The 21780-nt window shown below is 71.2% G+C and carries 18 protein-coding genes; 7 read left to right on the top strand and 11 right to left on the bottom strand.

The annotated features are described in order from the left end of the window. Window positions 1–52: 52 nt before the first annotated feature. A complete protein-coding gene (locus AC07RV_RS34865) occupies window positions 53–2662 on the bottom strand; it encodes an FtsX-like permease family protein (protein ID WP_296777140.1) in 2610 nt (869 codons plus the stop codon). A gap of 80 nt (window positions 2663–2742) precedes the next feature. Here AC07RV_RS34865 and AC07RV_RS34860 point away from each other — a divergent pair, with 80 nt between their 5' ends. Continuing rightward, complete coding sequence (locus tag AC07RV_RS34860; RefSeq protein WP_296777143.1) at window positions 2743–4185, top strand: serine hydrolase domain-containing protein; 1443 nt, start codon at window positions 2743–2745, stop codon at window positions 4183–4185. 4 nt (window positions 4186–4189) lie between these two features. Here the strand turns inward: AC07RV_RS34860 and AC07RV_RS34855 are convergent, their stop codons facing one another. Together AC07RV_RS34855 and AC07RV_RS34850 are read right to left on the bottom strand one after the other, a co-directional pair. Continuing rightward, window positions 4190–4744 carry a DsbC family protein gene (locus tag AC07RV_RS34855; protein ID WP_296777146.1) on the bottom strand — a complete coding sequence of 185 codons (555 nt, stop codon included), beginning with the start codon at window positions 4742–4744 and terminating at the stop codon, window positions 4190–4192. A 76-nt stretch (window positions 4745–4820) separates the two neighbouring features. Further along, window positions 4821–7100: an aminotransferase class V-fold PLP-dependent enzyme gene (locus AC07RV_RS34850; protein ID WP_296777150.1), complete on the bottom strand. Its 2280-nt coding sequence runs from the start codon at window positions 7098–7100 to the stop codon at window positions 4821–4823. A 101-nt stretch (window positions 7101–7201) separates the two neighbouring features. On the opposite strand from AC07RV_RS34850, the gene AC07RV_RS34845 reads away from it, so the two are divergent. Further along, entirely contained in the window at window positions 7202–7663 is a 462-nt protein-coding gene (locus tag AC07RV_RS34845; RefSeq protein ID WP_064262233.1) for an Lrp/AsnC family transcriptional regulator, read from the top strand. Between the two features lie 8 nt (window positions 7664–7671). On the opposite strand, the gene AC07RV_RS34840 is transcribed toward AC07RV_RS34845, so the two are convergent. The 3 genes from AC07RV_RS34840 to AC07RV_RS34830 are packed head-to-tail and all read right to left on the bottom strand — an operon-like array spanning window position 7672 to window position 9828. Continuing rightward, window positions 7672–8586: an ADP-ribosylglycohydrolase family protein gene (locus AC07RV_RS34840; protein ID WP_296777153.1), complete on the bottom strand. Its 915-nt coding sequence runs from the start codon at window positions 8584–8586 to the stop codon at window positions 7672–7674. 4 nt (window positions 8587–8590) lie between these two features. Continuing rightward, window positions 8591–9160, bottom strand: a complete 570-nt coding sequence (gene ybiA, locus AC07RV_RS34835; protein WP_296777156.1) for a riboflavin biosynthesis intermediates N-glycosidase — start codon at window positions 9158–9160, stop codon at window positions 8591–8593. Then, window positions 9157–9828, bottom strand: a complete 672-nt coding sequence (locus AC07RV_RS34830; RefSeq protein WP_296777158.1) for a DUF4291 domain-containing protein — start codon at window positions 9826–9828, stop codon at window positions 9157–9159. Before AC07RV_RS34830 ends, ybiA begins: the two co-directional genes overlap by 4 nt. A gap of 162 nt (window positions 9829–9990) precedes the next feature. Between AC07RV_RS34830 and AC07RV_RS34825 the strand changes: the two genes are divergently transcribed. Next, complete coding sequence (locus AC07RV_RS34825) at window positions 9991–10656, top strand: NUDIX hydrolase (protein WP_371269417.1); 666 nt, start codon at window positions 9991–9993, stop codon at window positions 10654–10656. 12 nt (window positions 10657–10668) lie between these two features. Here the strand turns inward: AC07RV_RS34825 and AC07RV_RS34820 are convergent, their stop codons facing one another. Both AC07RV_RS34820 and AC07RV_RS34815 read right to left on the bottom strand, forming a co-directional pair. Next, the gene (locus AC07RV_RS34820) at window positions 10669–11901 is read right to left on the bottom strand and encodes an RNA polymerase sigma factor (RefSeq protein ID WP_296777163.1); all 1233 of its coding nucleotides are present in this window, start codon (window positions 11899–11901) and stop codon (window positions 10669–10671) included. A 19-nt stretch (window positions 11902–11920) separates the two neighbouring features. Further along, window positions 11921–12283 carry a YciI family protein gene (locus AC07RV_RS34815; protein ID WP_093354525.1) on the bottom strand — a complete coding sequence of 121 codons (363 nt, stop codon included), beginning with the start codon at window positions 12281–12283 and terminating at the stop codon, window positions 11921–11923. Between the two features lie 116 nt (window positions 12284–12399). Here AC07RV_RS34815 and AC07RV_RS34810 point away from each other — a divergent pair, with 116 nt between their 5' ends. Beyond that, window positions 12400–12549: a hypothetical protein gene (locus tag AC07RV_RS34810; RefSeq protein ID WP_296777167.1), complete on the top strand. Its 150-nt coding sequence runs from the start codon at window positions 12400–12402 to the stop codon at window positions 12547–12549. Between the two features lie 16 nt (window positions 12550–12565). On the opposite strand, the gene AC07RV_RS34805 is transcribed toward AC07RV_RS34810, so the two are convergent. From AC07RV_RS34805 to AC07RV_RS34795, 3 genes are read right to left on the bottom strand one after another with little or no spacing between them, the layout of a single operon-like run. Continuing rightward, window positions 12566–13927: an NAD(P)H-dependent oxidoreductase gene (locus AC07RV_RS34805; protein WP_296777170.1), complete on the bottom strand. Its 1362-nt coding sequence runs from the start codon at window positions 13925–13927 to the stop codon at window positions 12566–12568. A gap of 37 nt (window positions 13928–13964) precedes the next feature. Continuing rightward, on the bottom strand, window positions 13965–14837 hold the full coding sequence (locus AC07RV_RS34800) for a phytanoyl-CoA dioxygenase family protein (RefSeq protein ID WP_296777171.1): 873 nt from the start codon (window positions 14835–14837) through the stop codon (window positions 13965–13967). Then, entirely contained in the window at window positions 14834–15565 is a 732-nt protein-coding gene (locus tag AC07RV_RS34795) for a GntR family transcriptional regulator (RefSeq protein ID WP_208513721.1), read from the bottom strand. The genes AC07RV_RS34800 and AC07RV_RS34795 overlap by 4 nt, the downstream gene beginning before the upstream one ends. A gap of 211 nt (window positions 15566–15776) precedes the next feature. On the opposite strand from AC07RV_RS34795, the gene AC07RV_RS34790 reads away from it, so the two are divergent. The 3 genes from AC07RV_RS34790 to AC07RV_RS34780 all read left to right on the top strand — a co-directional run bounded on the left by AC07RV_RS34790 (window position 15777) and on the right by AC07RV_RS34780 (window position 21728). Beyond that, complete coding sequence (locus tag AC07RV_RS34790; protein WP_495330313.1) at window positions 15777–17378, top strand: efflux transporter outer membrane subunit; 1602 nt, start codon at window positions 15777–15779, stop codon at window positions 17376–17378. Between the two features lie 74 nt (window positions 17379–17452). Next, complete coding sequence (locus tag AC07RV_RS34785; RefSeq protein WP_296777179.1) at window positions 17453–18643, top strand: efflux RND transporter periplasmic adaptor subunit; 1191 nt, start codon at window positions 17453–17455, stop codon at window positions 18641–18643. 10 nt (window positions 18644–18653) lie between these two features. Then, window positions 18654–21728: an efflux RND transporter permease subunit gene (locus AC07RV_RS34780; RefSeq protein ID WP_296777181.1), complete on the top strand. Its 3075-nt coding sequence runs from the start codon at window positions 18654–18656 to the stop codon at window positions 21726–21728. Window positions 21729–21780: the final 52 nt, after the last annotated feature.

Genomic DNA, 21780 nt, shown 5'->3' with positions numbered 1-21780 from the left:
CGGACATCCGCAGGTCGCGTGCCTGCTTTTTTTTGCCTGCGCGAACCAGTGCCTACCAATCTTCCTTCACTGCCAGCACCGCATCCTTGCCGGCCGCGGCCCGCCCCGCCATCCACGCGGTGACGGTGCCCGCGGCCACCACGGCCGCGCACAGCGCGAGCAGCCGGCCCCAGGGCAGCAGCAGGTCCATGGTCCAGTGGAAGCTCTGCGGATTGACCACCTTCACCAGCACCACCGACACCGCGAGGCCCAGGCCCAGTCCGGCCACCGCGCCGATGGCGGTCCAGGCGGCGCCTTCGCCGGCCACCACCGCGAGCACCTGCGCGCGCGTGAAGCCCAGGTGCGCGAGCAGGCCGAACTCCTTGCGCCGCGCGAGCACCTGCGCGCTGAAGCTCGCGGCGATGCCGAACAGCCCGATCGCGATCGCCACCGCCTGCAGCCAGTAGGTGACGGCGAAGCTGCGGTCGAAGATGCGCAGCGAGACCGCGCGGATCTGGCCGACGGATGCGATCTCTACTTCCGAGCCCGCGCGTTGCGCCGCCAGTGCACGCACCGCTTCCTGCACCGCGCCTTCCGAGGCGCCGGGCGCGAGCCACAGCGCGACGTCGCTGACGTCGCGATCGCCGGTCAGGCGCTCGAAGTCGCGCGCCTCGATCGCGATGGCGCCGAACTGCCGCGCGTAGTCGCGCCATACGCCGGCCACGAAGAAGGTGGCCGGTGCGCCGCCCGCTGCGGGCGCCAGCGCGTTCGACAGCGGCGCGAAGCTGCTGCCGGGCCTGGCGCCGTAGAGCTCGACCATGGGCTCGCTCACGTAGATGCCGATCTGTCCCTCGGGCACCGGCAGCGCGCGGCCCACCAGCGGCAGCGCCTGCGCCACGCCGCCTTCGAGGTGGCGCGAGATCAGGGTCACCGCGGGCTGCGCCGTATCGAGCTGCAGCGAGCGCGTGCGCAGCGTGCCGCTGCGTGCCACGCCGGGCAGCCGCGACAGCGCCTGCACGAGCGCGGGCGCGAAGGTCGCGGTGTCGGTGCTGCTCTCGGCGCCGCTGTTGCCGCCGCGCCCGCTCGAGGTGGCGCGCACATAGAGGTCGGCCGGCAGCACGATGTCGAGCCAGTGCGTGACCGAGTCGCGGAAGCTCGCGACCATCACCGTGAGCGCGACCGCGAGACTGAGGCTCGCGACCACGCCGCTGACCGCCACCGCCGCGGTGCCGCGCATGCGGCGCGCGCGCTCGATCGCGAGCATCGGCAGCACGCGGCGCGACAGCAGCGGTGCGATGCGGTCGTAGAGCAGCGCGATCAGCCAGGGCAGCGCGGTGATGCCGCCGACCAGCAGGCAGGCCACCGACAGGTAGGCCGCCACCGGCACGCCGCGGATCGCGGGCAGTTTGGCGAGCGCCACGCCCAGCGCGATCAGGCCCAGCGCCAGCCAGTGGCTGCGGCCCTGCGCGGGCGGCGCGCCCAGGCCCTTGAGCGTCTGCGCCTCGGGCAGCGCCTGCGCCGCGCGCGCGGGCCACCAGCCGCCCACCAGCGCGGCCGCCACGCCGAGCGCGCCGTAGAGCAGGGCCGAGGCGCTGCTCCAGTGCAAGGTGGGCGCCACGCCCTCGAAGTAGCCGCCGCCCAGGTCGCCGCCGAGCACGCGCAGCGCGACGTCGGCCAGCGCGGTGCCGAGCGCGAGCCCGGCCACGCTGCCGATCAGCCCGAGCACCAGCGACTCGGCCAGCACCAGCCGCAGCCGCTGGCGCGGCGTGAGCCCCAGCACGCCGAGCAGCGCGAACTGCTGCGCGCGCTTGGCGACGCTGAGCGCGAGCACCGAGAACACCAGGAAGGCACCGGTGAACAGCGCCACCAGCGCGAGCACCGTGAGGTTGACGCGGTAGGCGCGCGAGAGGTTGCTCACGCGCTCGGCCGAATCGCCGGGCTCGGCGAACTGCAGGCCGGCGGGCCAGCCCGGCATGGCCTGCAGCGCCGCGATGAAGGCCGCGCGGTCGGTGCCGGCGGCCAGCCGCAGGTCGATGCGGCTGAGCTGGCCGAGGCGGCCGAAACGCTCCTGCGCGGTGGCGATGTCCATCACCGCGATCGCGCCGCCGCCGGCCGCCACGTGGCCGGCCACGCGCAGCCGCTGCCAGTCGGCGCCGCTGCGCAGCCGCACGCTCTCCTCGGCACCGGCCGGCGCCTGCGCGGGCAGGCCGAGCGCACTGCGCGCGGCGGCATTGAGGAACACCAGGCCGGGCGCGAACAGCGCGAAGCGCTCGGCGTTCGCATCGGGCTGCGGCATCAGCGCCGGCGCGATCGCGGGCAGCGCGAGGGCATCGACGCCGATCGCGCGCAGCGGCACCTGCCGTTCCTCGCCATCGGGCGTTGCGGCGACCAGCGCGAGCGCCTGGAACTCGAGCACCGGGCTCGCCAGCGTCACCTGCGGATGGCGCGCCAGCGTCTCGAACACCGCCTCGTCGAAGCCCCCCTGCGGCGCGTGCAGCTCGAGGTCGGGCTGGCCGTTGACCGAGCGCACCGCGCTCGAGAACTCGTCGAGCGCGGAGGCGTTGATGAGCTGCACCGAGAACGCGAGCGCCACGCCCAGCATCACGGCCAGCACCGCCGCCGCGTTGCGCCAGGGGTGGTGGCGCAGTTCCTGCCAGGAGAAGGTGGTGAGCAATGCACGCATGGGGCGATTGTGGCGGGGCGGGGCAAGGCCTTCGCGGCGTGGCACCATCCGGGCCTGTGTCCCTGCCCGAGGAATCGACGATGCGGCTTCTCTCCCGCGGCCCCCAAGCCTCGCTCCGGCGCCTGGCGCTGCTGTCCATGGCCTCGGCGCTGGCGCTGCTGCTGGCCGGCCCCGCCGCCGCGCAGTCGCCGCCCGGCGCCGCGCTCTCGCTCGCGAGCGACCCGGCCCTGATCGCGCGCACCGCGCTCGACGCCGAGCGCGGCACCGTGGTGGTGGGCCTGCTGCGCGGCGGCAAGGCCAGCTACGGGGCGGCCTACAACCCCGAGCCGCCCACGCCGCCGCGCGCGCTGTCTTCCGAGAGCGCCGAGCAGCCGATGTTCGAGATCGGCTCGGTCACCAAGGTCTTCACCGGCCTGCTGCTCGCGCAGGCGGTGGAGCGCGGCGACATGAAGCTCGACGACAACCTGGGCCAGCTGATGGCCGGCAAGATCAAGGCGTCGCTGTCGCCGGCGGTGGCCTCGGTCACGCTGCGGCAGCTGGTGACCCACACCGGCTGCATGCCGGTGATGGCCGACGGCGTGACCGGCGGCCCGGCGCTGGCCTCGCAGATGCGCGCCTTCGAACGCCAGGAGTTCTACGACGCGCTGCCGCGCATCAAGCTGCTGGGCGCCGCGCCGCCCTGCGCGGGCGCGTACAGCAACTACGGCATGGCGCTGGTCGGCCTGCTGGTGGCCGACCGCTACAACACGACCTGGAGCGAGCTGGTGCGCGCGCGCATCACCGAGCCGCTGGGCATGAACGACACCGTGATCCTGCTCGGCGACAAGGCCTCGCGCATGGCGCCGGCCTTCGCGGGCGACCGGCGCCAGTCGCTGCTCGACATGAAGGCCTATGCGCCGATCGCCGCGCTGCGTTCCACCGCGGCCGACATGATGGTCTTCAGCCGCGCCATCCTCGCCGGCGCCAGCGGTCCTTTCGGGCCGGCCGCGGTGCGGCTGCTCACGCCGCTGGCCAATTACGAGGGCGCCGAGATCGGCTATGCGGTGATGGTGCGCGGCGCCGAGGGCGGCCGCCGCACCTACTACCACGCGGGCGTCACCGAGGGCTACCGCACCCTGTGGCTGCTCGCGCCCGACACCGGCGAGGCCATGATCCTTTTGAGCAGCAACACGCGCGCGCCGCTGCAGCGCGTGATGCTGGCGATCGGCAAGAGCCGCTACCCGGCGCCCACGGTCGAGGTGCCGGTCGATGCCGACAAACTGGCCGAGTACCGCGGCGAGTACCGCGTCACCAAGTCCAAGTCGCTCGACTTCACCGTGCGCGGCGGCCGCCTGCTGGTGCGCGAGAGCGGCCGCGGCTACAACCCGCTCAAGCCGATCGGCACCGACCGCTTCACGGTGGGCGAGATCGGCGCGCAGATCGTGTTCCAGCGCGAGGGCGGGCAGGTGGTGGGCGTGACCCTGTCGCAGGGCGGCGCGCAGGTCGTCGGGCGCAGGGTGCGCGAAGGCGCGCTGGTGGACTAGGGCCTCAGCGACGCTCGGCGGCGTCGAGCAACTGCTCGATCCACGCCGCCCGTATCGCTCCCGGCACGCGCGTGCCGTCGCCGAAGATCAGCGTGGGCGTGCCGCTCACGTCGTAGCGCTTGCCCAGCGCCGCGTTGCGCTGCAGCGCCGAGGCATCGCAGCGGCCCGCGGGCGCGCCGGGGTCGATGCCCTTCTCGATCCATTGCTCCCAGTTCATGGCCGGTCGGGCGCTGCACAGGATGTTGCGCGCCTTGGCCACCGATTCCTCGCCGAGCACCGGATAGAGGAAGACATGGACCGTGACGTTGCCGATCGCCTTCAGGTCCTTGTCGACGCGCTGGCAGTGGCCGCAGCGCGGATCGGAGAACACCGCGATGCGGCGCTTGCCGTTGCCATGCACCAGCGTGATCGCGTCCTGGAGCGGCAGCTTGTCGAAGTCGAAGCCCTCGATCTTCTTGAAGCGGCCCGCGACATCGTCGCGCCGCGTCTGGGCATGGCCGATGGTGGCGGTGGCGCCCCAGGTGCAGGTGGCGAGCAGAAGGCGGCGGCGGAGGTTCATCGAGACGGTCCCTGACATCGTTGTGAGCGTGAATGCGGTTCGGGCAAGCGGCGAAGGTTCCCCGACCGCGCGCGCATCAATGCACTGCCTCGTGCAAGGTGCGCACTTCGTCCGCGGCATGGCGCGGCCACAGCGCGAGACCGCCCGCGAGGCTCCAGGCCTGCGCATGGCCGAGGCGGCGCAGCGCGCGTGCCGCCTGCGCGCTGCGGTTGCCGCTGCGGCAGAAGAACAGGATCGGCGTTTCGTTCGGCAGCGCCAGCCAGTCGGGCAGGGCGTTGAGCAGCCGCGAGAGCGGCACGGCCTGGCGCCGCGCGGCGTCGAGCACGCCCGGCTGTCCGAGCCGCTGCTCGTAGGGCTCGCGCACGTCGACCAGCAGCAGGCCCGGATGCCTGCGCAGCAGCGCGGCCGAGGCTTCGGGCGAGAGCTCGGGCATGCCGCTGCCGGCGCCGCCGGCGCAGCGGTCGACCCGCGCGCCGCAGGCCATGGTCCGGTACTCGGTGAGCCCGAGGTCGCGCTCGAGCGCCGCCTTCGCGCTCGCGAAGCCCCCCGCGTCGAGGTGGCCGTCGAGCACGTCGTCGAGCAGCGGCTGGGCCATGCGCTCGGTGACCAGCGTGCTCGCGAAGCGGTCGTCGTAGTCGTGGCCCGGCAGCAGCAGCGTGTCGGGCTTGAGGGCGCGCTGCAGCTTCAGCAGCGACGGGCCGAAGGCCAGCGGCCGGCTCTGCGCGAAATCGCTGCGGCCCAGCGCGCCGGGCATCACGGTGTCGCCGACGAAGGCCAGGCGCAGCCCCTTGGCGTCGCGCAGCAGGTAGACGGTGGAGTCGGCGGTGTGGCCCGGCACGGCCAGCCGCGTGAGGCGCAGCGCGCCGAGCGCGATCTGCGTCGCGCCTTCGGGCCAGCCGAGCGCATCCACCGCGCCCGGTGCCAGCTGCCGCGCCGGCACGGCGGTGCGCAGTTCGGGCCCCGAGGAGGCATGGTCGCCATGGCTGTGGGTGTCGAGCACGGCCGCCAGCGTGTAGCCGTGGCAGCCCAGCCACTGGGTCAGCTGCGCGTTCAGTTCGGGCAGCGGATCGATGACCACGCAGCGCCGGCTCTCGGCATCGGCCAGCAGGTAGCAGCAGGCGCCGTCCACCACGAAGCGGGTCAGGCGCTCGGGTGGCTGCGCCTCGTTCTGCGGCACCGGCCCCAGGCAGCTCTGGCGCAGCGACTCGCCGCAGGCGCGGATGCGCGCGCAGGCCTCGTCGATGAAGGCATCGTCGCTGGCCGGGCCGAAGGACAGCCGCACCGCCGACGCGGTCTGCCAGGCGGGCAGCCCCATCGCCTCGAGCACGTAGCTGGGCCGGGCCTTGGCCGCGCCGCAGGCCGAGCCGCCGCTCACGCGCATGTCGGCCGCGTCGAACAGGTCCAGCAGCAGCTTGGAGCTCAGGCCCGGCACCGAGAAGTTCAGCGTGGTCGGCAGGCACAGCGCGCGCGGCGCGTTGAAGACCAGGCCCGGGAAGGCCTCGGCCAGCGCGGCGGCCAGGCGGTCGCGGCAGGCCGCGAGCGCGTCGGCACGGCGGAAGGTGAAGCCTTCCTCCAGCGCGGCCAGCACCGCGCCGAGCGCCGCGATGCCCGACATGTTCTCGGTGCCCGAGCGCAGCGAATCCTCCTGGCCGCCGCCGGCCATCAGCGGCGTGAAGGGCGCGCCCTCGCGCACGTAGAGCAGGCCGATGCCCTTGGGCGCATAGAGCTTGTGGCCCGAGAAGGGCGCGTAGTCGATCGGCCGCTCGCCCAGGCGCAGCGGCAGCTTGCCGAGCGCCTGCACGCTGTCGACCATCCATAGCGCCGGGCTGCAGACCAGCGCGGCCGCGATGCCGTCGAGGTCGCTGACCACGCCGGTCTCGTTGTTGGCGGCCATGGTGCAGACCATGCCGGCGCGCGGCGCGTGGGCGCGCAGCCAGTCGAGGTCGTGGCGGCCGTTGCGGCCCACGGGAATCGCCAGCACCTCGAGGTCGAGGCCCAGCAGCGCGTTCCAGTGGCGCAGCGCCTCGGGCACGGCCTTGTGCTCGGTGGCGCCGTAGAGCAGCAGCTCGGGCACGCTCTCGCCGGTCTGGCGCCGCGCGCGCAGCGCGTTCAGGGCCGACAGCACGGCGGTCTGGATGCCCTCGGTCGCGCCGCTGAGGAACAGCAGCCGCCCCGTCGGCGCGCCGATCGCGCGGCGGGCGCGCTCGCGCACCGCGTCCATCAGCGCCCGGGCCTTGAGGCCGGTGTTGTGGATGCTGCTGGGGTTGCCGAAATCGCCGGCCATGGCGGCCAGCGCGGCCTCGCGGGCCTGGGGCAGAACGGGGGTGGTGGCGTTGGCGTCGAGGTAGATGTCCATGCCTCGATTCTGCGAAGCCGCGACAGGAAAAGGCTTGCGTTGTAGACTCGATTTACCTCGATTTTGAGAATCAGATTCTATTTTTCATGGCAAAGATAAAACTGGACGCCATAGACAGGAAGATTCTCGAGCTGCTGCAGCTCGACGCCGGGCGCCAGATCGCCGATCTCGCGAGCCAGGTCGGCCTGTCGCAGACGCCGTGCTGGCGCCGCATCCAGCGGCTCAAGGAAGCCGGCGTGATCACGCGCAACGTGATGCTGGTCGATCCGCAGAAGGTCAACGTCGGCGTGACGGTGTTCGTCGCCGTGCGCACCAGCACCCACACGCAGGCCTGGTTCGATCGCTTCAAGGCCGTGGTCGACGTGATCCCCGAGATCGTCGAGTTCTATCGCATGAGCGGCGAGATCGACTACCTGCTGCGCGTGGTGGTGCCCGACATCGCGGCCTACGACAAGGTCTACAAGCGGCTGATCGCCGACACCGAGCTGTTCGACGTCAGTTCCAGCTTCGCGATGGAGGAGATCAAGTTCACGACCGCGCTGCCGCTGTCGTACGCGCAGTAGCGAAGGGATCAGGCCGGCTGGGCGAGCGCGAACAGCGCGCGCGCCATCGCGTCGATCTCGTCGTGCATCGCGAGCGTGGCCAGCCACGGCGCCGGAATGCCCGCCACGCCGTGGAAGGCACCCGCGAGCTGGCCGCAGATCGCGGCCGTGGTGTCGGCGTCGTCGCCGAGGTTGGCGGCCGCGAGGATCGCCTCTTCGAAGGAATCGGCCTGCGCGAAGCACCACAGCGCCGCCTCGAGCGATTCCACGCAATAGCCCGAGCCCTTGATCGCGTCGCGCGGCTTGTCGCGCCAGCGGCCCGCCGCGAGCGCGGCCACGCCGGGGCTCGGTGCTTCGCCGAGGTCGCGCGGCGCGAGGATCGACGCCTTGTCCTCGCCGCGCAGCGCGGCCTGCAGCTGCAGCGCGAACAGGCGCGAGCAGGCGATGGCCTCGGCCGCGCCGTGCGTGGTGCGCGTGCTGTCGGCGGCAAGCCGCAGCAGCGCGGGCGTATCGGCCACGCCGAACATCGCGACCGGCGCGAGCCGCATCAGCGCGCCGTTGCCGGCGGTGCGCGGATCGGGATCGCCCGCGAAGGGGTCGCCGTTCGCGAGGTAGCGCGAGAGCGCGTTCGACACCGTGATGCCGATGTCGAAGCAGCGCCCGTTGCTGCTCATGTAGCCCACGCTGCGCCAGTTGCAGTAGCGGTTCATCTGGTCGACGGCATCGAAGCCGCGGCAATGGATCAGGCTGGCCGCGAGGCACAGCGCCATCGAGGTGTCGTCGGTCCATTCGCCGGGCGCGAGGCCGAAGGGCCCGCCGCCCTGCATGCCGGTGACGGGCACGAAGCTGCCGCGCGGGCTGAATTCCACGCGCGTGCCCACGGCATCGCCGCAGGCCAGGCCGAGCAGGGCGCCGCGGAAGCGGTCTTCGGTCGAGGTCGTCATGGTTTCAGCCCGCCCGCAGCCGGTCGCGCACCGCCATCAGCGCGAAGCCCAGCAGGTTCTGGCCGCGCCAGCGCGCCGGCTCGCGCGCATCGGCATGGCTCGCGGCCATGCCGATGCCCCAGATCGCGTCGTAGGGGCTGGCCTCCACGAGCACCTGCTCGCCGGTGCGCAGCAGGAATTCGCCCATCGCCGCGTGCTGCGAGAACTTCGAGAGGTTGCCCTGCACGACCAGGTCGAAGGCCGCGTGCTTCCAGGCCGTGTCGTCGAAGCCGCGCACCGCGCGGCCCAGCTTCTTGGCCTCGGCCGGCGTGCGCGCGGCGAGCACCTGGCCCAGGACCTCGGCGTCGCCGAACAGCCGCGCCTTGCCGGCCATCATGAAGTGCTCGGCCGTCGCGTAGCGCACGCCCTCGATCTCGAACGGCGCCTCGAACCACTGGCTGAAGCAGCCCTTGCCGGCGCTGCCGTCCTTCTCGGGCTGGTGGCCCCAGAACAGCAGGTAGCGGGGTTCGAAGCCTTGGGCGATGCGCTCGATCAGGGCGGTGCGGGTGTGGCGGTGGGTGGTCTCGTTGCTCATCGTGTTTCCTCGTCGGTGGCTTTCTGCAGGCTCCGGCCGTCGTCGGGCAGGAGGTCGAGGGGGTGCTCCTCGGGTGTCCGCAGTTCGGGGTCCTGGTTGTGTTGTGCATGCGGCCGCTGCGCGTCCACGAAGGCGCGCATGTCGATCACCTCGAGCAGTTCCTCGTGCGCGAAGGCCGCGAGCGTGTGTCCGCGCAGGCCCAACTGGATCGCGCGGCGTTCGAGCTTCGCGCCGTTGGGCGCATGGTCGGGATCCCATTGCAGCCGCACCTCCGAACGTCCCACCGCGGCCTGCCAGGCATCGCGGTCGGCGAAGCGCGCGGGATCGAAGGTCGAAGGCACCGCCTCGCGCACCACCCGTTCGAAGAACGCGCGTCTCAACCGCAGGCCGAGCGTGACTTCCTGGCCCGGCTTCGTGCCCCAGCCCGAGCGGTACATCATCCAGAGGAAGTTCGGCTTGATCCAGCTCATGCGCGCGAGGCTGAAATCGGGGCCGTCGAGCCGGCCGTGCGCGATCGCGTACTCGCCGATCGCGGGCCGGTAGGCCTGGTAGACGACCACCGATCGCGCGTCGTGGTGGGCGAGGATGACGCGACCGTTGCGGGGCCAGCGTTCGCGTTGTTCGAGGTGTCGCTGCACGGGCAGCGGGGTGATGCGGATGTCGTTCATTCTTGATTTCCCTTGTTGTTGTTCTGATGGTTGCTCTGTACAACTAATTGAGGGTTGTATAGTACAACTAATCGATCTAGAGTCAAGCCACCCGTGTCCACATCCCCGTCCACATTCCCCGCGCTGACTTTTCCCCGCCCCCTCGTCACCGTCGACGTGGCGATGTTCACCGTGCTCGACGACGCCCTGCAGGTGCTGCTGGTGCGCCGCCCCGCCGACAGCGCCGAGCCCTATCCGGGACGCTGGGCGCTGCCGGGCGGCTTCGTGAACGTCGATGAGGACGCCACGCTGCTCGACTGCGCGCTGCGCAAGCTGCGCGAGAAGACCGGCGTGGTCACGCCCTACCTCGAGCAGCTCGGCAGCTGGGGTGGGGCGAAGCGCGATCCGCGCGGCTGGTCGGCCACGCATTGCTTCTATGCGCTGATCCCGGCGCAGGCGATGCAGCTGCGTGGCGGTGCCAACGCGGCCGAGGTGGCGTGGTTCGAGGTCGAGGCGGCGCTGCGCAAGCGGCTGGCCTTCGACCATGGCGAGCTGCTCGCGGCGGCGGTGGCGCGGCTGCGCAGCAAGGTCGAATACACCTCGCTGCCGGCCTTCCTGCTCGAGGAGCCGTTCACGCTGCCGGCGCTGCAGCACACCTACGAGGTCGTGCTCGGGCGCCCGGTCGACAAGAGCGCGTTCCGCAAGCGCATGCTCGACGGCGGCTTCATGGAGGAGGCCGGCATGCTCGCGGGCGGGCCGGGGCGCCCGGCGATGAGCTACCGGCTGCGCGACCGCTCGCAGGCGGCGCTGTTCCCGCGCACCTTCAATGCCCGGCCCGACGCGGGCTGAGCGCGCCGCGCCTCACAGGCGCAGCATCATCGCGCCGAGGTAGGTGCGCACCGCCGCGCTGCTCGCGAGGCCGATGGCGCGCTCGTAGGCCTGGCGCGCCGCGGCCCGCGCGCCGCCGGCCGCCAGCAGGTGCGCGCGCGCGGCCCAGAAGGGCTGGTAGTTGGCGACGTCCCCGGCGGGGATCGCATCGAGCGTGCGCAGGCCCGCGTCGGGTCCGCGCGCGTTGGCGAGCGCGCAGGCCAGGCTCACCTGCGCGCCGATGCTCGGCCGCAGCGCCAGCAGGCCCTCGTAGAGCGATACCAGCGCCTCGGGCGGCACCGGCGCGCCGACGCGGCGCTCGCAGTGCGCCGACTGGATCGCGGCCTCGAGCTGGTAGGCGCCCAGGCGCTGCATGGCCGAGGCGCGGCGCAGGCAGGCCTCGGCCTCGGCGAGCAGGTCGGGGTCCCAACGCGCGGTGTCCTGCTGGTCGAGCGGCACATAGGCGCCGGTGTCGCTGCGGCGCGCCTCGGCGCGGCTCTCGCAGAACAGCATCAGCGCGAGCAGCCCCAGCGGCTCCGGCTCCTCGGGCATCAGCGCGCAGAGGATGCGGCCGAGGTCGATGGCCTCGGTGGTCAGGCCGTCGGGCCGCGCATCGGCGCCGTCGACGTCGTCCCAGCCGGTGCCGTAGGCGGCATAGATGCCGTCGAGCACGTCCTGCAGCCGCTGCGGCAGCTCGCGCTGCTGCGGGTATTCGAAGGGCACGCGGGCGCTGCGGATGCGCGTCTTGGCGCGCACCAGCCGCTGGCTCAAGGTGGCGGGCGAGGTGAGGAAGGCGCCGGCCATGCGCGCGGCATCGAGGCCCAGCACGGTCTGCAGCATCAGCGGCGTGCGCGCGGCGGCGTCGATGGCCGGATGGGCGCAGACGAAGAACAGGCGCAGCCGGTCGTCGGGCACCGCATGGCCCTCGGCCTCGGCGGTGTCCATCTCGCCGGCCAGCAGCAGCAGGGTCTGGGTGGCGTCGTCCTGCACGCGGGTGTGGCGCCAGGCGTCGAGCCGGCGGTTGCGCGCGACGCTCAGCAGCCAGGCGTCGGGCCGTTCGGGCACGCCATCGGCCGGCCAGCGCTCGAGCGCGCGCGCGAAGGCATCGGCCAGCGCATCCTCGGAGCCGGCGATGTCGTGCGTGCGTGCCGAGAGGATCGCGAGCAGCCGGCCATAGGACTGGCGGGCCGCTCGCTCGGCAGCCTCGCGGGCGGCCGTGTCGTTCATGGCGCGTGCCTCGGCGGCCTCAACCGCCCTGGGCGCTGGCGGTGAAGGCCGGACGGACTTCCACGCCGCCGGTGGCGGCGCAGGGCGCGCGCGCGGCCCATTCGAGCGCGGCGTCGAGGTCGGGCACGTCGATCACGAAGTAGCCGCCGAGCTGCTCCTTGGTGTCGGCGAAGGGGCCGTCCTGCACCTGGCGCTTGTCGCCGCGGATGCGCAGGGTGGTGCCGGTCATCGGCGGCATCAGGCCGTGGCCGCCGAGCGCGAGGCCCGACTGGCGCACCGCGTCGGCGTAGGCCACCCAGCTCGCGCGCCGGGCCTGGGCGGACGCATCGTCGCGCTGCTCGAATTCGGCAGGCGTCTGATAGAACAAAAGCATGTACTGCATGGTGCAACTCCGTCATGAAAAGCGGACCGAGCAAGATCGCTCACACCAATGACGGCCGGCCAACCGGCATTTCGACAGCGAGTTGCATATTCTTTTACGACCCGGCCGGCAGCGCAATGCCGGTCGCCCGTAGCTTCAGCCTGGGCGCGATGCGGCCGGCCGAATCGATCTTCGACGCGAAGTTGCTGTTGCTGCCGCGCTTCGGCGCGCTCGGCGGGCTCGTGCCGTGGCACGAGGTCTGCCTGCCGGTGGCGGACGCGGCCTGAGCCGCGTCGCTCGGGCTCAGGCCGCCCGGGCCTGTTCCTTCGGCGCGAACATCGCTTCGAGTTCGCTGCGCAGCTTGAATGCGTGGGTGCCGGTGTCCATCGCCACGTCGGCCCAGGTCAGGCTCTGGCCCTTGCGCACCGGGCGCACCAGCTTGATGCCGTGCGCCAGCCCCAGCGGCAGGCCGCCGATGCGCAGCGAGCGCTCGGCCGGCAGCAGCTTGCCCCAGACCGTGTAGCCGCCTTCGCCGTCGAGCAGCTCGCCGGGCGCGAGGTCGCGCTTGGCGGTGGCGACCACGTCGGCGTTCCAGCAGGTGGCCACGCCCGTGGGTTCGCCGCGCAGCGCCACGCTCGCGACCGACAGGCCGACCTCGAGCCCGATCAGGTGCCAGCGCTTGTAGAGCGTGAAGTAGCGTCCGCTCGGGTCGGTGTGGGCGTTGTATTCCTCGAAGCAGTTCTTGATGTAGTCGGTCTCGGCCTCGACCGTGACCCACACGCCCATGCGGATGTCGTAGGGGATCCTGCGGCCGTCGGCCTCGAGCGAGGAGACCACCTCGACCATGCCCTTGCGCTCGAGCACGCCGCCCTCGCTGCGCGGGCGGGTCACGAACGGGATGTCCTCCACGCTGGCCGGCGGATAGAGCAGGCCGTCGGAGGGCACGCCCAGCCCGGTGGCATTGGCCACGGCCGAGCTCTCGATCGAGGGCTTGGAGCCGTCGAGGAAGCTGTTGAACATCTTCGGGTTGAGCCCGCCGCGCTGCGCCTGCTCGGGCGTGAGGCCGTAGTTGCCCCAGACGGTCTCGGGCGTGGATTCGCTGAAATGCGGCAGCCACTTGTGGCCGCGCCCGGCCGCCACCACCGGAAAGCCGCAGGTGCGGGCCCAGTCCACCAGGTCGCAGATCAGCGCGGGCTGGTCGCCGAAGGCCAGCGAATAGACCACGCCGGCCTGCTGCGCGCGGCGTGCAAGCAGCGGGCCGCAGAAAGCATCGGCCTCGACCGTCACGTTGACCACGTGCTTGCCGTGCGCGAAGGCATCGAGGCAGTGGTCGACCGCGGCCACGGGGTTGCCGGTGCACTCGACCACGATGTCGATCGAAGGCTCGCGCGTCACGGCCTGCCAGTCCTCGGTGATCCAGGTGGCGCCGGACTTCAGCGCTTCCTGCACCGACGTTGCGTTGGCGCGCGCGGCCTCCCAGCCCACGCGCTCGAGGTTGGCGCGCGCGGCCGCGGGCGAGAGGTCGGCGATCGCGACCAGCTGCACGCCCGGCGTGCGCGGGATCTGCGCGAGGTACATCGAACCGAACTTGCCGGCGCCGATCAGGCCGATGCGGATCGGGCGGCCTTCGGCGGCGCGCTGCTGGAGTTTCTGGTGGAGGCTCATGGAAGAGGCTTGGTCTCGGTGGTTCTTCTTCGGGGGCTCAGGCAACGGCCTCGAGCGTCTCGGTCGAGGTGCGCAGCGCGCTCTCGGGCAGGCCGTTCTTCCACGGCAGGTCGACCGGGTAGGGCCGCAGCAGGCAGTCGTCGGGCAGCATCGCTATCGGCGCGAAGTCGCGGTGCGCGATGTATTCGGGGCGCTTGTGGCGGCGGATGTGGTTGCTGACCGCGCACAGGCTCAGGTAGACGGCCACGCGGTTGAACGGCGACAGGTTGCTGCCCGAGGCATGCACCAGGCAGCTGTGGAACAGGATCATCGAACCGGCCGGCCCCTTGGGCGAGACGATGCCGCCGTCCTTGCCGCCGGCGCGATCCACGAGCTGGCGGATCAGCGCGTTGTCGACCGTCCACAGCGGGTAGCTGGTGGTCGTGAGGTCGTGCTTCGCGTCGACCACGCCCTTGCGATGGCTGCCCGGAATGAACATCAGCGGGCCGTTGTGCTCGTTCACGTCGTCGAGAAAGATCGCGACGTTCATCGCGCGCTCGGTCGGCATCAGGTCGTCGTTGAGCCAGGTGCCGTAGTCCTGGTGCCACTGCCAGACGTCGCCTTCGAAGGCCATCTTGCCGTTGATCTTGAACTGGTGCATGTAGACCTCCTCCTCGAAGAGGTCGCGTACCGGGCCCACCATGCGCGGATGGCGCGCGAGCTTCGCGAAGGGCTCGCTGTAGAGGTGGGCCGCGAAGTTCGTGCGCACCGCGTCCGATCCCTTCTCGCGCACGTTGAAGGCCTCGCGGCGGCCGTAGAGCTCGGGCACCGCGTCGGTCAGCACGCGGGTCTCCTCGGGGGAGAAATGGCCGGGAAAGAACAGGTAGCCGTCGCGCTCGAACTGCGCGCGTTGCTCGGGGGTCAGCTTCATGCGGTGTCTCCTTGGGTCGTGCGGGGGTGGGAAGGGGAAGAGGGGGCCGATGCGGGCGAGGCTGCGCGCGCGAGCTGCGCGGCCAGGCGCCGGCCCAGCGCCTCGCTGGCCTGCGCCACGTGCTCCTCGCTCAGGCGCGCGGCCTGCTCGGCGTCGCCCGCGGCGATGGCAGCCGCGATGGCCTCGTGTTCGTCCCACAGCGATTCGCGCTGCGGCTCGGCCTGCAGCACCGCGCCCATCGCGCGGCGCAGGTGGCGCCAGTGCTGGTCGGCGCTCTGCGCGATCAGCGGATTGCCGGAGGCCGCATAGATGGCCTGGTGGAAGGCCATGTCGGCATCGATCATGGCCTCGACGTTGCGCCCGCGCGCGGCGCGGCGTCCGCGCTCCATCAGCTTGGGATCGATGCGAAAGCGCTCGGCCGCCGCGAGCCGCGCGGCCAGCACGTCGAGCGCGCCGCGCACCTGGTAGACCTTGCGCATCCAGTCGGCGTCGAGCGGCGCCACCAGCACGCCGCGGCCCGGCGCGTCGTGCACGAAGCCGTCCTTCTTGAGCAGCCGCAGCGCCTGCAGCACCGGCTGGCGCGACACCGAAAGCCGCTGCGCGATGTCCTCCTGCGTGAGCCGCTCGCCGGGCGCGAGCTCGCCGCTGCTGATCGCGCCGAGCAGGGCGCGGTACACCTGGTCGACGAGGTCGGGCGCGACCTCGATGCTGACGAGCTGGGCGGGCATGGAAGGACTCCGTTTCTGAACTCTGTATACAGAGTACGAAATCCGGAGCGGCTGCGCAGCTAGGGTTTTCACCGGAACGGCCGGCAGCGTTCGCAATGCTCGCGTAACGCCGGGCCAGACAATCCGGCCCGGTTCCGCCCCGGTTCCGGCCGGCCTTTCTTTCTTTTCAGGTCAGCTTTTCGTGACGTTCCGGGTGTACAACCCTCGCCCAATGCAAAACCAAGAAAACAACGCACCGCAGGATCCTCCCCCCCGCCCCCGGCAGGCCGACCCGGTGCGCAGGCGCGCAGGCTGGCCCCGCCAGGGCGCCGTTCTCGGGGCTGCCCTGCTGCTGAGCGCCTGCACGCTCGGCCCCGACTTCAAGACACCGGGCCTGCCGGCCGCCGCGCAGGGCGCCGACTACACGCCTTCGCCGATGCCGGCGCGCACGGCCCAGGCGCCGGTTCCGGGTGGGCAGTCGCAGCAACTGCTGCCGGGCCAGGACATCCCCGCGCAGTGGTGGGCCGTGTTCCGTTCCGAGCCGCTCGACCGCCTGATCCGCGACGCGCTCGCGCAGAGCCCCACGCTGGCCTCGGCCCAGGCCACCTTGCGCGAGGCGCAGGCCAACTACGAGGCGCAGTCGGGCAGCCTGCTGTGGCCGCAGGTCAACGGCACGCTGGGCGGCACGCGCCAGCGCGCCTCGCAGGTGACGACGCAGGTGCCGGGCGGCCAGCTGCTCACGCTCTACAACGCGCAGGTCAACGTCAGCTATGCGCTCGACGTCTTCGGCGGCAACCGCCGCGCGCTCGAGGGCGCGCAGGCCACGCTCGAGGCGCAGCGCTACCAGGTCGAGGCGGTCTACCTGACCCTCACCGGCAACCTCGTGACCACCGCGATCCGCGAAGCCGCGCTGCGCGCGCAGCTGCAGGCCACGCGCGAGGTGCTGCAGGCGCAGCAGCAGCAGCTCGACGTGATCGAAAAGCAGTTCGACACCGGCGCGATCCCGAAGTCGACCGTGCTGCAGCAGCGCACCCAGCTCGCGCAGACGCTGGCCACGATTCCCGCGATCGAGAAGTCGCTCGCGCAGACGCGCCACCAGCTCGCGGTCTACGCGGGCCGGCTGCCGAGCGAGGCCGGCCTGCCCGAATTCGATCTCGCGAGCCTGAGCCTGCCCGCCGAGCTGCCGCTGTCGCTGCCCTCCGAGCTCGCGCGCCAGCGGCCCGACGTGCGCGCCAGCGAGGCCCGGCTGCACGCGGCCAGCGCCGAGATCGGCGTGGCCACCGCCAACCTCTATCCGAAGTTCAACCTGACCGGCAGCTACGGCAGCAGCGCCACGCGCACGCGCGAGCTGTTCCGCTCGGCCAGCGATTTCTGGAGCGTGGGCGCGGCGCTCGCGCAGCCGATCTTCGACGGCGGCTCGCTGCGTGCGCAGAAGCGCGCGGCGGTCGCGGCCTACGACGCGGCGGCGGGGCAGTACCGCGACACCGTGCTCGGTGCCTTCCAGAACGTGGCCGATGCCCTGCGCGCGCTCGAGATCGACGCCACCGCGCTGCAGACCCAGGCCACGGCCGAGTCGCTCGCGCGGCAGTCGCTCGACCTGACGACGACGCAGTTCCGCGCCGGCGCCGTCAGCTACGTGCAGCTGCTGACCGCGCAGCAGGCCTGGCTGCAGACGCACACCGCACTGGTGCAGGCCCAGGCCGCGCGCTATGCCGACACGGCGGCCCTGTTCCAGGCCCTGGGCGGCGGCTGGTGGAACCGCGGCGAACTCGCCGACGCCACCATCGCCCCGGCCGCCGACGCCACGCCCGCAGCGGCGCCGGCGCAGAACTGAACCCCGCCGCGGCACGACGTCATCCTGCCGCGGCACCTCACCCCCTCATCCATAACTCGAAGAGAAGCCTACCCATGACCCGGAGAATGATCATCATGATCGGCTGCGTGCTGCTGCTGGTCGCCGCCCTGGCGCTCGGCAAGTTCCTGCAGATCCGCGCGTTGATTGCCGCCGTGCCCAAGCCGGGCCCGCAGACCGTGTCGACGGTCGAGGTGCAGAAGCTGCAGTGGCAATCGCAGTTCTCCGCGGTCGGCACGCTGAACCCGGTGCGCGGCGCCGACCTCGGCACCGAGGTGGCCGGGCTGGTGCGCCAGGTGCACTTCAAGTCCGGGCAGGACGTGAAGGCCGGCGCGCTGCTGGTCGAGCTCAACGCCGACTCCGACATCGCGCTGCTGCATGCCGCCGAAGCCGCCGCCGCGCAGGCCGCCACCGTGCTCAAGCGCGACCAGGCGCAGCTCGCGGTGCAGGCCGTGAGCCAGGCGCAGATCGATGCCGACACCAACGACCTCAAGGCCAAGCGCGCGCAGGTCGAGCAGCAGGCCGCCGTGGTGGCGAAGAAGTCGATCCGCGCGCCGTTCGCGGGCCGCCTGGGCATCACCACGCTGAACCCGGGCCAGTACGTGAACGCGGGCGACAAGCTGGTCACCTTGCAGACGCTGGACCCGATCTATGTCGACTTCACGCTGCCGCAGCAGCAGCTCGCCGGGCTGGCGGTCGGCCAGATGGTGAACCTCGGGGTCGATGCCTTCACCGGCCAGGCCTTCAGCGGCAAGATCAACGCGATCAGCCCCAAGGTGGATGCCACCACGCGCAACGTGCAGGTGCAGGCCACCGTCTCGAACCCGAAGCAGCAACTGCTGCCGGGCATGTTCGCCACCGTGAAGATCGACATCGGCGGCGCGCGCGAACAGCTCACGCTGCCGTCCACCGCCGTCACCTACAACCCCTACGGCTCGACGGTGTTCGTCGTGAAGACGGCCGATGCCTTCAAGGCCGCGACCGCGCCCGCCGCCTCGGCATCGGGCGCCGCGCCGGCCGCAGCGGCCAACGCCAATGCGCCGAGCGGACAGCAGCTCGTCGCGCAGCAGGTCTTCGTCGAAACCGGCCCGACGCGCGGCGACCAGATCGCCATCGTCAAGGGCCTGGAGGCCGGCCAGGTGGTGGTGAGCAGCGGACAGAACAAGCTGAAGAACGGCACGCCGGTCACGGTCGACAACAGCGTCCAGCCGACCAACAGCCCGAACCCGACGCCGCAGGAAAAATGAGGTCGCACGCATGAACTTCACCGACATCTTCATCCGCCGGCCCGTGCTGGCGATGGTGGTGAGCCTGCTGATCGTGGTGCTGGGGCTGCGCGCGCTGTCCGGCCTGCCGGTCAACCAGTACCCGAAGACCGAGAACGGCGTGGTCACCATCAGCACCGCCTACTACGGTGCCGACGCCGCCACGGTCGCGGGCTTCATCACGCAGCCGCTCGAGGCCGCCGTGTCGCAGGCCCAGGGCATCGACTACCTGTCGTCGTCGAGCAGCCTGGGCGTGTCGACCATCACCGCCACCCTGCGGCTGAACTACGACTCGAACCGCGCGCTGACCGAGATCAACACGCAGGTCAACTCGGTGCGCAACCAGCTGCCGCCGCAGGCGCAGCAGCCGGTGCTGACCGTGGCCACCGGCCAGACCACCGATGCCATGTACATCGGCTTCTACAGCGACACGCTGCCCAACAACAACGTCACCGACTTCCTGGTGCGCGTGGTGCAGCCCAAGCTCAATGCCATTCCCGGCGTGCAGACCGCCGAGATCCTGGGCGCGCGCACCTTCGCGCTGCGTGCCTGGCTCGATGCGCAGAAGATGGCTGCCTACGGCGTGACGGCGACCGACGTGAGCGCCGCGCTGGCCGCCAACAACTACCTCGCCGCCGTCGGCCAGAGCAAGGGCCAGATGGTGAGCGTGCCGCTCACCGCGGGCACCTCGCTGCACAGCGTGGACGAGTTCAAGCAGCTGTCCATCAAGAGCAGCAACGGCGCCATCGTGCGGCTGCAGGACGTGGCCAACGTGACCCTGGGTTCCGAGAACTACGACTTCAACGTCGCCTTCAACGGTGTGCGCTCGGTGTTCATCGGCATCAAGGTCGCGCCCGAGGCCAACATCCTCGACGTGGCCAAGCAGGTGCGCACCACCTTCCCCGAGCTGCAGGCCCAGCTGCCCAGCGGGCTGACCGGCAAGATCGTCTACGACTCGACCGACTTCATCAACACCTCGATCAGCGAGGTGATCAAGACGCTGGTCGAGGCGCTGCTGATCGTGACGGTGGTGATCTACCTGTTCCTGGGCAGCCTACGCGCGGTGCTGGTGCCGGTGATCGCGATGCCGCTGTCGCTGATCGGCACCTTCTTCGTGATGCTGGTGCTCGGCTACTCGATCAACCTGCTCACCTTGCTGGCGCTGGTGCTGGCGATCGGGCTGGTGGTGGACGATGCCATCATCGTGGTGGAGAACGTCGACCGCCACATGCGCGAGGGCAAGACGCCGATGCAGGCCGCGCTGCTCGCGGCGCGCGAGCTCGGCGGGCCCATCCTCGCGATGACCGTGGTGCTGGTGGCGGTGTACGTGCCCATCGGCTTCCAGGGCGGGCTGACCGGCTCGCTGTTCACCGAGTTCGCCTTCACGCTCGCGGGTGCCGTGGTGGTGTCGGGCGTGGTCGCGCTCACGCTGTCGCCGATGATGTGCTCGCGCATCTTCAAGCCCGAGCAGGACAGCGGCAAGTTCGCGTCGAAGATCGAACACGTCTTCGAGCGCGTGCACCACCGCTACGAGCTGATTCTGCGCGGCGTGCTGCGCACCTGGCCGGTGATGATCGTGATGGGGGTGATCCTCATCGGCCTCTTGTTCGTGATGTTCAAGATGTCGAAGTCCGAGCTGGCGCCCGAGGAGGACCAGGGCATCGTGCTGTCGCAGGTGGTGGGCGCGCCCACGGCCACCATCACGCAGATGCAGACCTATGCCGACCAGATCTTCAAGGTTGCGCACGACACGCCCGAGTACGCGCAGCTGTTCCAGCTGACCGGCGTGCCGAGCACCAACGCGGGCATCGCCGGCGTGCTGCTCAAGCCCTGGGACGAGCGCACGCGCAGCGCGCACGACATCCAGGCCGACCTGCAGCGGCGCTGGAACGGCATCGCCGGCGCGAAGGTGGTGGCCTTCCAGTTCCCGGCGCTGCCGGGCGCCTCGGGGCTGCCGGTGCAGTTCGTGATCAAGACCACCGAGCCGTTCGAGAACCTCAACACGCTCGCGCAGCAGATCATGGACAAGGCGCGCGCCGAAGGAAAGTTCTACTACATCGACGCCGACCTGAAGATCGACCTGCCGCAGGCCACCGTGGTGGTCGACCGCGACAAGATCGCCTCGCTCGGCATCACGCAGCAGGACGTGGGCAACGCGCTGGGCGCGGCGCTCGGCGGTGGCTACGTCAATTACTTCTCGATCTCGGGCCGCTCCTACAAGGTGATCCCGCAGGTGCAGCAGGTCGACCGGCTCAACCCCTCGGACGTGCTGAACTTCTACATCAAGACGCCCAACGGCGTGGTGCCGGCCAGCACGGTCGCGAGCCTGAAGTACAGCGTGCAGCCCGAGACGGTGAATCACTTCCAGCAGCTCAACTCGGTGACCATCCAGGGCGTGCCCAGCGGCACGCAGGGCGAGACGCTCGAGTACCTGCGCGGCGTGGTGCAGCAGCTCGCGCCCAGCGGCTACACGGTCGACTACGCGGGCCAGTCGCGCCAGTTCGTGCAGGAGTCGGGCAACTTCGCGATCACCTTCGTGTTCGCGCTGATCATCGTGTTCCTGGCGCTGGCGGCGCAGTTCGAGAGCTTCCGCGACCCGATCGTGATCCTGGTGTCGGTGCCGCTGGCGCTGTTCGGCGCCATGATCTTCATCTTCTGGGGCTTCGCCTCGATGAACATCTACACGCAGGTCGGGCTGGTCACGCTGATGGGCCTGATCAGCAAGCACGGCATCCTGATCGTCGAGGTGGCGAACCGGCTGCAGAAGCAGGGCCTGAGCAAGCTCGACGCCATCGTCGAGGCCTCGGGCACGCGGCTGCGCCCGATCCTGATGACGACGGCCGCCATGGTGTTCGGCGTGCTGCCGCTGGTCATCGCCTCGGGCGCGGGCGCGGCGGGCCGCCAGGCGATGGGCATCGTGATCTTCAGCGGGCTGTCGATCGGCACGCTGTTCACGCTGTTCGTGGTACCGGCGATGTACCTGTTCATCGCGGCGCGGCACGAGAAGGAAGAAACGAGCCAGGCCGACGTCGTCGCGCCGCAGGGGCAGGTGGCACCCGAGGCTTGAGCCGGCGCCCGTGCCACAGATGAAGAGCCCGCGGTCGCGAAGACCGCGGGCT

Source organism: Variovorax sp. GW821-FHT09B01 (assembly GCF_059418345.1).
The sequence above is the reverse complement of the archived record's forward strand: the minus strand, read 5'-3'. Positions and strand labels throughout refer to the sequence as shown.

What these genes read in the sequence shown, in the direction of transcription:
- AC07RV_RS34800 (WP_296777171.1), bottom strand. Translation starts at nt 14,837, where the DNA reads ATGAAGCTGACCCCCGAGCAACGCGCGCAGTTCGAGCGCGACGGCTAC.
- AC07RV_RS34790 (WP_495330313.1), top strand. Translation starts at nt 15,777, where the DNA reads ATGCAAAACCAAGAAAACAACGCACCGCAGGATCCTCCCCCCCGCCCC.
- AC07RV_RS34865 (WP_296777140.1), bottom strand. Translation starts at nt 2,662, where the DNA reads ATGCGTGCATTGCTCACCACCTTCTCCTGGCAGGAACTGCGCCACCAC.
- AC07RV_RS34785 (WP_296777179.1), top strand. Translation starts at nt 17,453, where the DNA reads ATGACCCGGAGAATGATCATCATGATCGGCTGCGTGCTGCTGCTGGTC.
- AC07RV_RS34820 (WP_296777163.1), bottom strand. Translation starts at nt 11,901, where the DNA reads ATGAACGACACGGCCGCCCGCGAGGCTGCCGAGCGAGCGGCCCGCCAG.
- AC07RV_RS34780 (WP_296777181.1), top strand. Translation starts at nt 18,654, where the DNA reads ATGAACTTCACCGACATCTTCATCCGCCGGCCCGTGCTGGCGATGGTG.
- AC07RV_RS34850 (WP_296777150.1), bottom strand. Translation starts at nt 7,100, where the DNA reads ATGGACATCTACCTCGACGCCAACGCCACCACCCCCGTTCTGCCCCAG.
- AC07RV_RS34855 (WP_296777146.1), bottom strand. Translation starts at nt 4,744, where the DNA reads ATGAACCTCCGCCGCCGCCTTCTGCTCGCCACCTGCACCTGGGGCGCC.
- AC07RV_RS34795 (WP_208513721.1), bottom strand. Translation starts at nt 15,565, where the DNA reads ATGCCCGCCCAGCTCGTCAGCATCGAGGTCGCGCCCGACCTCGTCGAC.
- AC07RV_RS34860 (WP_296777143.1), top strand. Translation starts at nt 2,743, where the DNA reads ATGCGGCTTCTCTCCCGCGGCCCCCAAGCCTCGCTCCGGCGCCTGGCG.
- AC07RV_RS34805 (WP_296777170.1), bottom strand. Translation starts at nt 13,927, where the DNA reads ATGAGCCTCCACCAGAAACTCCAGCAGCGCGCCGCCGAAGGCCGCCCG.
- AC07RV_RS34825 (WP_371269417.1), top strand. Translation starts at nt 9,991, where the DNA reads ATGTTCACCGTGCTCGACGACGCCCTGCAGGTGCTGCTGGTGCGCCGC.
- AC07RV_RS34830 (WP_296777158.1), bottom strand. Translation starts at nt 9,828, where the DNA reads ATGAACGACATCCGCATCACCCCGCTGCCCGTGCAGCGACACCTCGAA.
- AC07RV_RS34815 (WP_093354525.1), bottom strand. Translation starts at nt 12,283, where the DNA reads ATGCAGTACATGCTTTTGTTCTATCAGACGCCTGCCGAATTCGAGCAG.
- ybiA (WP_296777156.1), bottom strand. Translation starts at nt 9,160, where the DNA reads ATGAGCAACGAGACCACCCACCGCCACACCCGCACCGCCCTGATCGAG.
- AC07RV_RS34810 (WP_296777167.1), top strand. Translation starts at nt 12,400, where the DNA reads ATGCCGGTCGCCCGTAGCTTCAGCCTGGGCGCGATGCGGCCGGCCGAA.
- AC07RV_RS34840 (WP_296777153.1), bottom strand. Translation starts at nt 8,586, where the DNA reads ATGACGACCTCGACCGAAGACCGCTTCCGCGGCGCCCTGCTCGGCCTG.